Genomic DNA, 14,358 nt, shown 5'->3' with positions numbered 1-14,358 from the left:
GAATCTAAGACAATGAACCGGACATAAGCCCGGTTCATTAGCATCTGAATTCTGATTATTTAGCTATTTGCTAATAAATCATGCATCAAATGGGTCGCGCAGGATCATGGTTTCTTCACGATCCGGGCCGGTAGAGATGATATCAACCGGAACACCTGTCAGCTCTTCTACACGCTTGATGTAGTTCAGCGCTGCCTGTGGCAACTTGCTGTGTTCTTTTACGCCAAAGGTCACTTCTGACCAGCCTGGCATGGTTTCGTAGATTGGCTCAATACCTTCCCAGCCTTCAGCAGCCAGTGGAGTGGTATCAACTTCGCGGCCATCTGGCATGCGGTAGCCAACACACAGTTTCACTTCTTTCAGACCATCCAGCACGTCCAGTTTGGTCATGCAGAAGCCAGACAAGGAGTTGATCTGCACAGCACGACGTACTGCAACGATATCCAACCAACCGGTACGACGGCTACGGCCAGTGGTCGCGCCATATTCGTTACCTTGCTTACGCAGGAACTCACCTGTTTCATCGTTCAGTTCAGTCGGGAATGGACCTGCACCAACACGAGTGGAATAGGCTTTCACGATACCCAGCACGTAATCAACATAACGTGGGCCCAGGCCAGAGCCTGTCGCAACGCCACCCGCTGTGGTGTTCGATGAAGTCACATACGGATAAGTACCGTGGTCGATGTCCAGCAAGGTGCCTTGAGCGCCTTCAAACATCATGAAATCACCACGCTTACGCGCACTGTCCAGCAATTCGGAAACATCAACTACCATTGCAGTCAGAATATCGGCAATAGCCAATACTTCATCCAGCACTTTTTGATAGTCAACCGCTTCTTCTTTGTAGTAGTGCACCAACTGGAAGTTGTGGTAATCCACAATTTCTTTCAGCTTGATTGCGAAGGTTTCTTTGTTGAACAAATCACCTACGCGCAGACCGCGGCGGGCAACTTTATCTTCATAGGCAGGGCCGATACCACGACCGGTAGTACCGATTGCTTTTGCACCACGTGCTTTTTCACGCGCATTATCCAGAGCCACATGATATGGCAGGATTAATGGGCATGCTTCGGAGAGTAACAGTCGCTCACGTACAGGCACACCGCGCGCTTCAAGGTCTGTCATCTCTTTCATTAAGGCGTCAGGTGCCAGTACAACACCGTTGCCGATGATGCTGGTTACGTTTTCACGCAGAATACCTGAGGGAATTAAATGAAGAACGGTTTTCTCACCGTTGATAACCAAAGTGTGGCCAGCGTTGTGACCACCTTGATAGCGCACAACATATTTAGCCCGTTCAGTCAGCAGGTCAACGACCTTGCCCTTACCTTCGTCACCCCATTGGGTGCCCAGTACGACGACGTTCTTACCCATCTCAAAAATCACCAGGTTGCTTAAAAAAGGATTCTAACATCTCACTCGGCTGCTTTCAGTACTTTTTAACACATAACTGAACAATTTTTGTGCTTACATTTAGCCACCCATGCGGCTACGCAACATGTAGTAGATAACGACGCCCGCAACCACTAATCCTCCACCAAAACGACGTAAAGTGGCATCCGGTAATTGGGTCATTGCCAGAATCATTTTGCGCCAGGCTTTGGGATAAAGCATCGGGCCAAGCCCTTCCAGCACCAAAACCAAACCCAATGCTAATAAAATGGTTGAATTCATTTTCTGTCTCAATCAAATGGAAAGGACTGCCCAAAATAGAAAAGGCCCGCGTGAACGGGCCTTACTGTTACGGTCAAAAACGGTTTGTCACAGCAATAGTTATGGACGTTTGCTAGAGTTATCCGGCGATTTCATATAGCGGAAGAAATCGCTATCCGGACTCAGAACCATCACATCATTGCCGCTGCTGAAGCTGTTTTCATATGCACGCAAGCTACGAATGAATGCATAGAAGTCAGGATCTTTACTGAATGCATCAGCAAACAGACGAGCCGCTTCGGCATCACCGCCACCACGAGTAATACGCGCCTGACGCTCTGCTTCTGCCAGGGTACGAGTCACTTCATAGTCAGCTGTTGCACGCAACTTCTCTGCTTCTTCCTGACCTTGTGAACGGTGACGACGGGCTACCGCTTCACGTTCAGCACGCATACGTTGGAAGATAGCGTCAGAGACTTCAGCCGGTAAGTTGATTTGCTTGATTCGCACATCAACAACCTCAATCCCCAGCGCTGCCATGCTGTTCGGGTTAACCGCTGGCTGTTTGCCACGGGTTTCCTGTTCAACACGCGCCGCCGCAGAGGCAATAGCATCATCAGCTTCGGTGGTAACAGCCTCATCACCCACACTACCGGTGTTCAATGCATCACGAACATCAGATGTCAGACGACCACGTGAGTCGGTAACGATATCTCGCACATTCAGGCGACCAATCTCAGAACGCAAGCGGTCACTGAATTTACGTTTCAACAGCACTTCAGCCTGAGAAACATCACCACCACCAGTGGCCAGATAGTAACGGCTGAAATCGCTAATACGCCATTTCAAATATGAGTCAACAATCAGGTCTTTCTTCTCGTTGGTCACGAAACGGTCGGCCTGGTTGTCCATGGTTTGAATACGGGCATCCAACGTCTTCACTGTTTCGATAAACGGTATCTTGAAGTGCAGGCCAGGTGCGTACACCAGAGGCTTGTTATCACTATCACGTAATACCTTGCCAAAGCGCAGTACGATCCCACGTTGGCCTTCTTGTACCACAAACAGCGAAGCGTAGAGTGCGACTAACACCACAACGACGATAAGTAAAAAAGACTTACGCATTGGTTATTCTCTCCCTACGCGAGTGGAAGTATCACGCTGAGCATTCGCCCGGCGCTGATCCATGATAGAGCCACTGTTTGAACTGGTACCTGTGTTGCTGGCACCAGACTCTTGGCTGCTATTAGCAGAGGAAGGCGGATTCAAACGAATCAGACTTGTGTCTTTACTGCCATCTGCTTTATCTGCACCTTGGCCACGCATCAGTTGATCCAGCGGCAGCACCATCAGACTGTTACCTTTGTCATTAGCCAGCACTTTGCGGGTATGACCGAGGACTTTCTCCATGGTTTCGATGTACAGACGTTCACGGGTAATTTCCGGTGCAGCCTTATACTCAGGCAACAACTTCGCAAAACCGGCAACTTCACCCTGCGCTTCCAACACTTTACGTGCGGCATAAGCACGGGCATCTTCTAACAGACGCTGTGCCTGACCATTGGCACGAGGTTGGACTTCGTTGGTGTAAGCTTCTGCTTCACGAATATACTGTTGTTCGTTTTCACGAGCAGCAATCGCATCATCAAATGCCGCTTTAACTTCTTCCGGCGGACGTGCTGCCTGGAAGTTAACGTCCAGCAGAGTGATACCCATGTTGTATGGACGAATAGTTTCTTCCAGTACACGCTGAGTATCGCTACGGACGATAGTACGGCCTTCAGTGAGGATTTTGTCCATGGTGTATTTACCAATAACACCACGTACTGCGCTATCAGTTGCCTGACGCAGACTGTCATCCGGATTAGTCACGCTAAACAGGTAAGCGGCCGGGTCAGTCACGCGGTACTGCACGTTCATTTCGATGCGAACGACGTTTTCATCAGAGGTCAACATGACACCAGATGCCGCCAATTCACGAACAGATTCGACGTTAACCGGGGTGACTTCGTCAATAAAGGTCGGTTTCCAGTTCAAACCAGGCTGTACAATGTGGCTTAATTTACCCAAGCGAGTCACAACACCACGCTCAGCTTCTTTAATTGTATAGAAACCACTTGCCGCCCAGATAACCACAACCGCAACTACAGCGATACCAACGATACGACCACTGAAACCAGGGCCTTTTGACGCACCATTGTTATCATTGCCGCCATTACCGTTGCCGCCACCTTTACCGGTGAGGCTACTCAGTTTTTTGCTCAGTTTCCGGAAGATATCATCCAGATCCGGCGGCCCTTGGTCACGACCACCTTTATTATTGTTATTTCCGCCAGAGTTGCCGCCATTATTATTGCTGCTCCCCCACGGATCGCGGTCCTGTCCGTTATTACCGGGCTGATTCCACGCCATGTTTTAGCTCCATTCTTCTATGATTGGTTTTCTTCAGGCCAAGAGCACATGCCAAAGAAGCTGGCTCTTAATCTCACAAGAAAGGTCAAGTCACTCATTAATTAACCGTGCTTGGTTCACTAATAATATAACTGACCAACTCCTGCTCTTGTTTACAGAGACGACGCCAATCAACGATAGGCATTCTTACCACCATACCGACGTTCCCGTCCTCGTCTATCCACTCTTTTTCAATTGCCTGAAGCTGGTAAAAACGGCTACGTAAACGGCCTGCCTGAGGCGGCAAACGCAGTTCAAAGTGTGCGATCTCACCTGAAAGACGCTCCGTTAACGCTTGAAAGAGCAACGGGATACCTGCGCCGGTTTGGGCTGAAAGCCAAACTCTGACTGGCAGATTTTCTTCGTTGCGATCAATTCGCGGGACGAAATCATCCAACAAATCAATTTTATTCATTACTAATAATGTAGGGATTTCATCCGCTTCTATTTCTGCCAATACAGAATCGACTGCGGCCATATTCTCGGCCACCCGAGGATCAGCTGCGTCAATAATGTGTAGCAGTAATGAGGCTTGCCGCGTTTCTTGTAATGTTGCTTTAAAAGCAGCAACCAGATCGTGCGGCAAATGCCGGATAAAGCCTACCGTATCCGCCAACACTGTATCGCCCACATCAGCTACATTAATGCGGCGTAAAGTGGGATCCAGCGTGGCAAATAGTTGGTCAGCCGCATAGACATCAGCTGCCGTAATTTTGTTAAACAGGCTAGATTTACCGGCGTTGGTATATCCCACCAAAGACACTGTCGGGATATCTGCGCGAGTACGTGCGCGCCGCCCTTGCTCACGCTGCTTTGCCACGCGCTCCAAGCGGCTTAAAATCAAGCTGATACGGTCACGTAGTAAACGACGGTCGGTCTCCAACTGGGTTTCACCTGGCCCTCTTAGGCCAATCCCCCCTTTTTGACGCTCAAGGTGCGTCCAGCCGCGTACCAAACGAGTCGCAATATGGCGCAATTGCGCTAATTCGACCTGTAATTTACCTTCATGGGTACGGGCCCGTTGGGCAAAAATATCTAAAATTAGGCCAGTTCGATCAATAACCCGGCACTCACACAAACGTTCAAGATTTCGCTCTTGCGCTGCGGAAAGGGCATGATCAAACAGGACAACAGACGCACCACTGGCTTTTACTGCGTCAGCAATTTCTACTGCCTTTCCCTCGCCCACAAAAAACTTAGGGTGCGGTGCTTTGCGACTACCGGTCACAATTTGCAAAGCTTCTACGCCCGCAGAAGATACCAGCGCTTCGAACTCACGCAGGTCCTCTGAGTTTTTGTCTTGCGAGAAATAGATATGAACCAGTACGGCCTGCTCACCGCCTTCATAACGGTCAAACAAACGAGCAACCTCTCAAACGGATCAAAACCGCTAGTGCGGAGAACATAAGCCCGAATCCGTTGCTTATGTTCCCCGTCATGGTTGACCAGCAATGCGCTTTATTCAGCGTCATCGCTATCCTGCTGCGGCTGTTGCGGCGCAGATGGATTACTACCATGATAATTATTAGTGCTACCACTCGGATTATTGCTGTGATGCGAAACCGGGCGAGAAGGCACTACAGTAGAGATGGCGTGCTTATAAACCATCTGGCTGACTGTGTTTTTTAACAGAATGACAAACTGATCAAAAGACTCAACTTGGCCCTGCAGTTTAATGCCATTCACTAAATAAATAGAAACCGGAACCCGTTCACGACGCAATGCGTTCAGGAACGGATCTTGCAAAGATTGCCCCTTAGCCATTCTATATTTTCCTTATTTGCTTGTTGTTATTAACTAAGAACCTATCGGCTCGAAAATAAACTGCGTAAAAAAAATCCGCGCGTTGAGTACTAATCAATTGTACACAATCATTCAACCTATGCACTAACAACCTGTATTACAGAGTCTAAAGCCTCTCCCGGCTTATCACTGTCGAGCCACTGGACTGAACCCCAGCCCCGCAACCAGGTCATTTGGCGCTTTGCCAGTTGACGTGTCGCACAGATTCCGCGGTAAACCATTTCGTCGTAATCAATCTCACCGGACAGATAAGACCACATCTGCCGGTATCCCACACAACGAATGGCTGGCATATCCGTATGCAAATCACCACGGTCAAAAAGCGCCCTAGCCTCTGTTTCAAACCCTGCATCCAGCATCTGATGAAAACGTAATTCAATCCGCTGGTGCAACAGTTCCCGGCTAACAGGCGCAATCGCAAATTGGTGAACCCGATACGGTAAAGTTTCACCTGAAATTTTAGTCAGTTCTGTTAGAGTTTTACCTGAAATAAAAAAAACTTCCAGTGCTCTGGAGAGCCGTTGGGGATCATTAGGATGAATTCGCGCCGCAGCAACGGGATCGATCTCAGCCAATTGCTGATGTAAAGCCTCCCAACCCAGTTCCGCTGCCTGCTGTTCAATACGCTGACGCACTTGCGGGTCTGCTGACGGCAATGGAGATAACCCATCCAACAGCGCTTTAAAGTACAACATCGTGCCACCCACCAGCAGCGGAATACGCCCAGCTGCGGTAATGTCGGCCATCTCTTTTAATGCATCTTTACGGAAATCGGCGGCAGAGTATGATTCTGCGGGATCGCGAATATCAATTAACCGATGTGGTGCTAATGCCAGTTCCTCGGCACTGGGTTTCGCCGTGCCAATATCCATGCCGCGATAAATCAGGGCTGAGTCGACGCTAACCAGCTCGACAGGTAGCCGCTGTCTCAGTGCAATGGAGAGCGCTGTTTTACCCGAGGCAGTTGGCCCCATAATAAAGATTGCCGGTGGCTGGTCTAAATTTTCAATATCATTCATGTTTCAGGGTTGCCAATGCGGCCTTTATATCAATAGGTTGTAATAGCCCTGCTGGCGGTGATTTCACCAACTGCGGGCAAAGACGTTCAACATCCGTCAATAACTGTATCGCTTGAGACACATTCCATACCTCATGTTCGCTGCCTAGATGGCGAGAAATCCATGTGGCGAGAGCATCTGGCGATATCTCTTCATGTTGCGACAGATAGCCTAACAGTTCCGGTATCAGTTTTTGTAAATTTTGTTGGCGTAATGGTAAAGATACTGCACGTAAAGTCGCTCTTGTGTGCTCAACGGCCAATTCTATCCCCATGGTCGCTAACAACTTCTGATGGCGCTGGCAGGCAGTAGCCTCATTTTTATCTAATGTCAGCTTTAATGGAATCAGTAATGGCTGAGGACGTAGCCCTTCCGCAGGCGGATTCAATTGAGCTTGTTTTAACCAACGCTCTGCAACCGTTAGTTCAAGTAATGCTATGCCCTGCTTATATTCAATAAGAGCATAGCAAGGCGGAAATACGGTGAATACCCGGCCAAAACTGTAATTATCGCCATGCAGTGGCTCATCAGTCGATATCTGACGCGCTGCTGGAGCTGACGCGGCCAAAGGTTGACTGACTACCGCCGGTTTATTCACTACGGCTGGCTGCGCCAGTTGGCGATATAACTCACCTTGCTGTTTTTGGTAAGGTTCGCCCGCGTGATAAGTTGGGGTTCGTTCGCGGGCTATTGAGCGCTCTGTGGTAGCGGTTCGCTCAGGAGACGGCGTTCGTACAACTGGCGCGGTTTTCGCCGGCTCCGGTTGTGCATATTTATTAACCCCTGCCGCCACGCGATTTTCTGGTTGCCAGCGCGGAGCCTCAATTTCTTCGCCATCTTCATTGATGTTCAGCACCGGGGTCGCCGTTTGCTGTAATACCGTGGTGACCGCTTGATAAATAAAGTCATGCACCAGCCGCGCCTGATGGAAACGCACTTCATGCTTAGCCGGATGCACATTCACATCGACCTGATGTGGGTCAATATCCAGATACAATACATAAGCGGGCTGCTGGTCGTCTTTGAGTAAATCTTGATAAGCCTGGCGGATCGCATGATTGATCAGCCGGTCGCGCATCATGCGGTTATTGACGTAGCAATATTGCATTTCACTCAGTGTACGACTGACGGCGGGATCAGCGACCCAACCGCGAATGGTCAAATCACCGTGCTGCCAGGAAATCGCCAGCGCATGCTGCAAAAATGCCGGGCCACAGATACTCGCCAACCGGCGTTCATGCTGGGAAGGATCAGGGGCAGCGCGATATTGGCGCATTAACTTACCGTTATGGCTGAGATTGATCGCTACATCAAAGCGCGCCAGTGCAATGCGCCGCACCACTTCATCAATATGACCAAACTCGGTTTTCTCAGTCCGCATAAATTTGCGGCGAGCGGGCGTGTTATAAAACAGATCCAACACTTCCAGAGTACTACCAACCGGATGAGCCGCAGGTTTGATGGTCACGGCCATATCACGCCCTTCGGCATAAGCCTGCCAGGCTTCATTTTGTTCAGCGGTGCGCGAGGTCAAAATCAGACGTGAGACTGAACTAATACTGGCTAATGCCTCCCCGCGAAACCCCATACTGAGGATGGCTTCCAAATCTTCCAGCGAACTAATTTTACTGGTCGCATGGCGCGCCAGTGCTAATGCCAAATCGTCTTTACCAATGCCACAGCCATTATCACGGATACGAATCAGTTTCGCGCCACCACGTTCGATGTCAATATCAATCCGGCTGGCACCCGCATCCAGACTATTTTCTACCAACTCTTTCACCACTGACGCAGGCCGCTCTACCACTTCACCGGCGGCAATTTGGTTAGCGAGCTGTGGTGGTAGAATCTGAATTGGCATAGCAGTTCCTTTCGCTTACGACTGTGGAATAGTCAGGGTTTGCCCAAGTTGGACATTACCTGACTTTATCTTATTCGCCCGTTCAATCTCACTCATCGACACACCATATCTGGCTGCAATGGCAGACAGCGTATCACCGCGTTTTACCTGATGCTTAACCGGCTGGCTTTTACTCGGTTTCGCTTTAGCCACTGCTTTTGGCGCGGCGGCCGCGACTGTTACCCCCGACGCAGGGATTTTCAAACGCTGCCCCACCCAGACCACATCATTTTTCAGTGTATTATTTTGCCGTAACACAGCCATGCTAACGCCATATTGACTGGCAATACCGGATAAAGTTTCGCCACGTTGTACTTTATGAATCTGACTTCTATTTTTCGTCACGGCACCCGCTGCTACCGGCTTGGTAGCAGATACCCTGCCACCTTGCGCATTACTGCTTATATTGCTGACCACCGGCTCTGGCTGACTAACACCTGAACGTTGTGAAGAAGAATCAACCGCCGCCGTTTCAATGAGCGGGCGGTTTTCGACCTTTGGGTCGGCTTGTAGCGGATGCGCGAGGAAATAACTGCGCAAACCTTTATAAATGGCTTGAGCAATTTTCTCCTGATACGCGCTACTGCCAAGCAGCCGCTCCTCCGTACTGTTACTGATAAAGCCGGTTTCCACTAACAATGACGGAATATCCGGTGAACGTAACACCCCAAGACTGGCGTGTTCCGGCCGACGTTTATGAATATCACCCACTCTTTGCAGCTCATTGAGCACTTTGGTGGCAACGTCATAGCCCACCCGCTGTGAGTGACCAAATTGCAGATCAAGTACTGCCTGACTCAAATAAGGGTCAGAAGCGGTATTGGCCAGTACATCACCCGCGCCGCCGAGTAGTTCAGATTGCTTCTCATGCTGCTCCAGCCAGTTACCCATTTCACTGTTGGCGCGGCGATTCGACAATACCCAAACCGACGCCCCGGTTGCGCTGCGGTTAGGTGCCGCATCGGCATGAACAGATACCAACACGTTAGCACCCTGCTTACGCGCCACATCGGAACGGCCCATGACCGAAATGAAATAGTCGCCATTACGGGTCAATACGGGTTTAAACATCGGGTCACTGTTGAGCAGGGCCTCAAGTCGACGAGCAATGGCAATAGTGACATTTTTCTCTTTCAGGCCATTTTGCCCAATAGCGCCGGGATCCTGACCACCGTGACCCGCATCAATAGCGACCACTACACGGGAACTGTTCGACGCACTGGACGTTTTAATCGGACGCGAAGTATTCGTCGTGACGCTTTCGCTGCTCACCACCACGGTTGGTTTGTTATTAAACGGATTTTTAGCCACCGAATTGGTGTTTACGCTGGTCACCCGTGAGGCGGTATTGGTGTTCGACGCCTGCGATGTTAAACGGCCAGCATTGGGGCTGGGCGTATTGGTTTGATTCAGTGACGTATTGTTCTGGCTTAAAACAGACTGAGTTTGTCGCACAGGGGCGCTGGCCGCCGCAGACATAGTCATCACGACGGTGTAATTGTTACCTGACTGCTGAGTCACCGCGCGGGTTTTGGCTTTTTGTGTCAGTTCCAGTACCAGACGGGTGCTTTGCGCATCTTTCGGAGTACTGGAGCGGATTCTTTTCAGCAGATTCTGGCCACTGAACTCCAGCGGTAATCCGGAAAGATTGCCACTTTGACGAACATCAAGCACCACCCGCTCGGGTGAGTTTAAAGAGAAGAAAGCATAAACTGGCTGCCCATCAAAACTCAGCGTTACCCGACTTTCTGTCGGCCCGTTATTCACTTTAATATCAGTTAACTTCGCGGCAAATGCAGCAGGTAGGGTGAACAGCCCCACAATAACCAACATGACAGCGGTAAATGATCGTCTCCAGCGCGTTTTTTGCGTTAAACCATTTATTCGCGTTAAACAATTTAGTAGCGTCAAGCTATGCGTCATTATCAAATTATCCTTGCACAGCAGCTAAACGGCGCAGCACATCAGCACCCACATCAGAAATAGCCACCAGACGAGCCTCTCGCCCTTCGGCCTGATAAGCCAGATGCAGCTCGACATCAGCCTGAGGCAAGAACCCAGCGCCTTGCTGAGGCCACTCCACCAGACAAATTGCCTGCTTATCGAAATAATCACGAATACCCATAAACTCCAGCTCCTCGGGGTCAGCCAGACGATACAGGTCAAAATGGTAAACTGGCCTTGGGGTTAAGGCGTAAGGTTCAACCAAGGTATAAGTGGGGCTTTTAACATGCCCTGAATGGCCAAGGGCCTGAAGGAAGCCGCGGCTAAAAGTGGTTTTTCCGGCACCTAAGTCACCGAATAGATAAATAACGCTGGCACCCTCGAAGGCATGAGCCAAAGCGCCCCCTAATGCAACGGTCGCTGCCTCATCGGGCAGAGGTAAAACGAGTTCTTTCATTCTGTGATATCTATTTTGCTAACTCAGGATTAACGTACTTCGGAATAACTGACAGCAAATCTGTGGCCAGTAAACCCCGGGTGCCTTGAACTTCAGCCAGTGTGTCTGCGGCAACGCCATGCACAACACAACCTGCACAGGCAGCATCATACAGCACCAGCTTTTGTGCTATCAAACTCCCAATAATGCCGGACAGAATATCCCCCATACCACCGGAGGCCATACCTGCATTACCGACATCAGCAATCGCCATCTCGCCTTGTTCACTGGCAATAAGAGTACCAGCCCCTTTCAAGACCACCACACCACCATATTGTTTAACGATGTTACGGGCAGAAAGTAAGCGGTCACTCTCAATATCAGCGACGCGGCAACCGAGCAGACGTGCAGCTTCGCCAGGATGGGGGGTCAACACCCGATTCTGACGCTTCAGCGGATTTAATGCCAGCAAGTTGAGTGCATCTGCGTCCCATAATGCTGGTTTATCACTTTGTTGCAATAGATTCAGAGCATTCCTGCCCCAATCCGACTGCCCTAACCCCGGCCCGACCACCAATACATCAGCCCAATTCATACTTTGTTCGAGGGTTTCATCGGTTAATTCCTGCACCATCAACTCAGGGCGCGCAGCCAGAATCGGCGCGACATGTTCAATGTGAGTAAGTACTCGCACCAGCCCGGCACCACTGCGCAAAGCGGCCTCTCCTGCCATGCGAATAGCACCACCGAATCCTTTATCGCCCCCTACCAGCAATAAACGCCCATGCTCGCCTTTATGAGCACAGGGGCGGCGCGGTTTCAGCCACTGCGGCAGGTGGTCCGCCGTCATCCGCTCAATTTGCACCGGTTGAGCACTTAACCATGGTGTTAACCCCAAATCATTGCAGTGCAAATGCCCCACCCAATCACGGGCTTGCCCGGTGAGTAAACCGGGTTTCAGTGTGACAAAAGTCAGGGTGTGATCGGCGCGAATAACTGAGCCTGGAGCCGCACCGCTATCAGCACTCAGCCCAGACGGAATATCCAGAGCAAATTTTGCTGCACGATGGCGGTTTGCTGTGTCAATCAGCGTAGCATAAACCCCCTGTGGTGCGGCTCGAAGGCCAATACCCAACAAACCATCAATAATTAAATCGATATGTTGTGGCCAGGGTATATCAGGTTGGTTAATCACACCGCCGGCAGCCAGCCACTGAGATTGCGCCTGATGGGCTTCTGCGGGTAAAGGCCGATTACCAGGGCAAGCAATAAGAGTAACATTCAAACCCGCGGCCAATGCCCGGCTGGCAACAATGTAGCCATCGCCACCGTTATTACCGTGACCACACAAAATCAGCCAGTGGCGAGCGGCAGGATATTGCTTTCGCGCCAGTTCATATGCGGCATTTCCAGCTCTCACCATCAGGTCAAATAAGGTCAGAGAGAAGTGTGCCGCCGCAATCGCCTCATTCTGGCGCACCCAGTCCGCAGAAAAAACAGAGTGTGGTAAACTGGCTCCGATTTGTTTCTTACTATGGTCCGTCATGGCACACCCCCTCGATCTGAATCAGTTAGCCCAACATATCAAGCAATGGGGGCAATCGCTAGGTTTCCAGCAAGTCGGTATCTGCGATACAGATTTGTCAGCAGAAGAACCGCGATTACAGGCCTGGCTTGATAAACAATATCATGGCGAAATGGCCTGGATGGCCCGCCACGGTATGCTGCGCGCGCGCCCCCATGAACTATTACCCGGCACTTTGCGGGTGATCAGCGTGCGAATGAATTACCTGCCAGCCAAGGCTGCATTCGCCAGCACATTAAAGAATGCAGAACTCGGTTATGTCAGCCGTTATGCCTTAGGCCGTGATTATCATAAATTGTTACGCCAACGCCTGAAAAAATTGGGTGACATGATTCAAAATTATTGTCTGGAGCAGGCGGCCGGCGATGTCAATTTCCGCCCGTTCGTCGATTCTGCGCCAATAATGGAACGTTCCCTGGCGGCTAAAGCGGGGATTGGTTGGGTTGGTAAGCACTCACTAATTTTGAATCGTGATGCTGGGTCCTGGTTCTTTCTTGGTGAGTTACTCATTGATCTGCCGCTGCCGGTCGATAAACCGCAAGAAGAACAATGTGGGCGCTGTGTTGCTTGTATTACCACCTGTCCGACAGGGGCTATCGTCGCCCCCTATACCGTTGATGCGCGCCGCTGTATTTCCTATCTAACGATAGAGTTGGAAGGCGCAATACCGGAAGAGTTTCGACCACTGATGGGTAATCGTATTTATGGTTGTGATGATTGCCAGCTAATCTGTCCGTGGAACCGCTTCTCACAATTAACCGATGAAGAAGATTTCAGCCCGCGGGCTGTATTGCATACACCGCAGCTATTGGATTTATTCGCCTGGAATGAAGACAAGTTTTTACGGGTCACCGAGGGCTCAGCCATCCGCCGAATTGGGCACCTGCGCTGGTTGCGCAATATCTCGGTCGCATTAGGCAATGCGCCCTATCTCGATAATATTGTCCTGGCATTGGAAGCACGTCGCGGCATTGACCCCATGTTAGATGAACATATTGAATGGGCCATCTCACAACAATTGAAAAGACGGTCTACACTGATTGGGGATGTTCAATCGCCGCAGAAAAAACGGCTGGTGAGAGCGATTGAAAAAGGCCTGCCACGCGATGCCTGATGCTGCTTTTGCCTAATGTTGAATGACATTAAGCAGAGTTTTTTCAACTATTTTTATAATGAATGAACTCAGAGTTTTCCTGTGTATAAAAATAAAAACACCTTGGCAATCAAGTGCAAAAAAAAGCACAAGTGATCGGCATAACGTTTTTATATAAAAATATATGTAATTAAATCAGATGATTATAAAACAGGAAATTACAGCGGTTAAATTATGAGCTGAATACAAAAACAGCAGAATCTGTGGATAACTCTGTTGAAGAAGTTAATACAATGTATGTTAAATGAGGTACAGCGCGTGACTGGGCTGTGGATAATTAAGACAGAATTGAATGAAAAAATTTGGAGCGGGAAACGAGACTCGAACTCGCGACCCCGACCTTGGCAAGGTCGTGCTCTACCAACTGAGCTA

12 protein-coding genes are annotated in these 14,358 nt (G+C 49.9%); 1 reads left to right on the top strand and 11 read right to left on the bottom strand.

All coding sequences use genetic code 11. The features are described 5' to 3' along the window. Nucleotides 1-78: 78 nt before the first annotated feature. The 11 genes from QSV56_RS12225 to nnr all read right to left on the bottom strand — a co-directional run bounded on the left by QSV56_RS12225 (nt 79) and on the right by nnr (nt 12,794). Nucleotides 79-1,377, bottom strand: a complete 1,299-nt coding sequence (locus QSV56_RS12225) for an adenylosuccinate synthase (protein WP_005175500.1) — start codon at nt 1,375-1,377, stop codon at nt 79-81. 99 nt (nt 1,378-1,476) lie between these two features. Continuing rightward, nucleotides 1,477-1,677: a DUF2065 family protein gene (locus tag QSV56_RS12220; protein WP_004713662.1), complete on the bottom strand. Its 201-nt coding sequence runs from the start codon at nt 1,675-1,677 to the stop codon at nt 1,477-1,479. Nucleotides 1,678-1,776: 99 nt separating this feature from the next. Further along, the gene (gene hflC, locus QSV56_RS12215; RefSeq protein ID WP_005156425.1) at nt 1,777-2,781 is read right to left on the bottom strand and encodes a protease modulator HflC; all 1,005 of its coding nucleotides are present in this window, start codon (nt 2,779-2,781) and stop codon (nt 1,777-1,779) included. A 3-nt stretch (nt 2,782-2,784) separates the two neighbouring features. Then, nucleotides 2,785-4,068 (bottom strand): FtsH protease activity modulator HflK, encoded by a 1,284-nt coding sequence (gene hflK / locus QSV56_RS12210; RefSeq protein WP_005175505.1) that lies wholly within the window; start codon nt 4,066-4,068, stop codon nt 2,785-2,787. A 97-nt stretch (nt 4,069-4,165) separates the two neighbouring features. Continuing rightward, nucleotides 4,166-5,467, bottom strand: a complete 1,302-nt coding sequence (hflX, locus tag QSV56_RS12205; protein WP_019080715.1) for a ribosome rescue GTPase HflX — start codon at nt 5,465-5,467, stop codon at nt 4,166-4,168. 98 nt (nt 5,468-5,565) lie between these two features. After that, nucleotides 5,566-5,871 carry an RNA chaperone Hfq gene (gene hfq, locus QSV56_RS12200; protein ID WP_004392473.1) on the bottom strand — a complete coding sequence of 102 codons (306 nt, stop codon included), beginning with the start codon at nt 5,869-5,871 and terminating at the stop codon, nt 5,566-5,568. A gap of 116 nt (nt 5,872-5,987) precedes the next feature. Then, nucleotides 5,988-6,929, bottom strand: coding sequence for a tRNA (adenosine(37)-N6)-dimethylallyltransferase MiaA (gene miaA, locus QSV56_RS12195; protein WP_050131047.1), 942 nt, complete (start codon nt 6,927-6,929; stop codon nt 5,988-5,990). After that, nucleotides 6,922-8,829: a DNA mismatch repair endonuclease MutL gene (gene mutL, locus QSV56_RS12190; protein WP_050161984.1), complete on the bottom strand. Its 1,908-nt coding sequence runs from the start codon at nt 8,827-8,829 to the stop codon at nt 6,922-6,924. The genes miaA and mutL overlap by 8 nt, the downstream gene beginning before the upstream one ends. A 15-nt stretch (nt 8,830-8,844) precedes the next feature. Then, on the bottom strand, nt 8,845-10,701 hold the full coding sequence (amiB, locus tag QSV56_RS12185) for an N-acetylmuramoyl-L-alanine amidase AmiB (protein WP_050161986.1): 1,857 nt from the start codon (nt 10,699-10,701) through the stop codon (nt 8,845-8,847). 97 nt (nt 10,702-10,798) lie between these two features. Then, nucleotides 10,799-11,269, bottom strand: coding sequence for a tRNA (adenosine(37)-N6)-threonylcarbamoyltransferase complex ATPase subunit type 1 TsaE (gene tsaE, locus QSV56_RS12180; RefSeq protein ID WP_005156441.1), 471 nt, complete (start codon nt 11,267-11,269; stop codon nt 10,799-10,801). A 10-nt stretch (nt 11,270-11,279) separates the two neighbouring features. After that, complete coding sequence (gene nnr, locus QSV56_RS12175; protein ID WP_019080720.1) at nt 11,280-12,794, bottom strand: bifunctional ADP-dependent NAD(P)H-hydrate dehydratase/NAD(P)H-hydrate epimerase; 1,515 nt, start codon at nt 12,792-12,794, stop codon at nt 11,280-11,282. Between nnr and queG the strand changes: the two genes are divergently transcribed. After that, on the top strand, nt 12,793-13,947 hold the full coding sequence (gene queG / locus QSV56_RS12170) for a tRNA epoxyqueuosine(34) reductase QueG (protein WP_301212527.1): 1,155 nt from the start codon (nt 12,793-12,795) through the stop codon (nt 13,945-13,947). The two genes, nnr and queG, sit on opposite strands and share 2 nt — an antisense overlap. The last annotated feature ends 411 nt before the right edge of the window (nt 13,948-14,358 follow it).

Source organism: Yersinia sp. 22-579, from assembly GCF_030433455.1.
Classification (GTDB): domain Bacteria; phylum Pseudomonadota; class Gammaproteobacteria; order Enterobacterales; family Enterobacteriaceae; genus Yersinia; species Yersinia enterocolitica.
This window is presented reverse-complemented; position numbering and strand designations above follow the sequence as displayed.

What these genes read in the sequence shown, in the direction of transcription:
- QSV56_RS12225 (WP_005175500.1), bottom strand. Translation starts at nt 1,377, where the DNA reads ATGGGTAAGAACGTCGTCGTACTGGGCACCCAATGGGGTGACGAAGGT.
- QSV56_RS12220 (WP_004713662.1), bottom strand. Translation starts at nt 1,677, where the DNA reads ATGAATTCAACCATTTTATTAGCATTGGGTTTGGTTTTGGTGCTGGAA.
- hflC (WP_005156425.1), bottom strand. Translation starts at nt 2,781, where the DNA reads ATGCGTAAGTCTTTTTTACTTATCGTCGTTGTGGTGTTAGTCGCACTC.
- hflK (WP_005175505.1), bottom strand. Translation starts at nt 4,068, where the DNA reads ATGGCGTGGAATCAGCCCGGTAATAACGGACAGGACCGCGATCCGTGG.
- hfq (WP_004392473.1), bottom strand. Translation starts at nt 5,871, where the DNA reads ATGGCTAAGGGGCAATCTTTGCAAGATCCGTTCCTGAACGCATTGCGT.
- miaA (WP_050131047.1), bottom strand. Translation starts at nt 6,929, where the DNA reads ATGAATGATATTGAAAATTTAGACCAGCCACCGGCAATCTTTATTATG.
- mutL (WP_050161984.1), bottom strand. Translation starts at nt 8,829, where the DNA reads ATGCCAATTCAGATTCTACCACCACAGCTCGCTAACCAAATTGCCGCC.
- amiB (WP_050161986.1), bottom strand. Translation starts at nt 10,701, where the DNA reads ATGTTGGTTATTGTGGGGCTGTTCACCCTACCTGCTGCATTTGCCGCG.
- tsaE (WP_005156441.1), bottom strand. Translation starts at nt 11,269, where the DNA reads ATGAAAGAACTCGTTTTACCTCTGCCCGATGAGGCAGCGACCGTTGCA.
- queG (WP_301212527.1), top strand. Translation starts at nt 12,793, where the DNA reads ATGGCACACCCCCTCGATCTGAATCAGTTAGCCCAACATATCAAGCAA.
- nnr (WP_019080720.1), bottom strand. Translation starts at nt 12,794, where the DNA reads ATGACGGACCATAGTAAGAAACAAATCGGAGCCAGTTTACCACACTCT.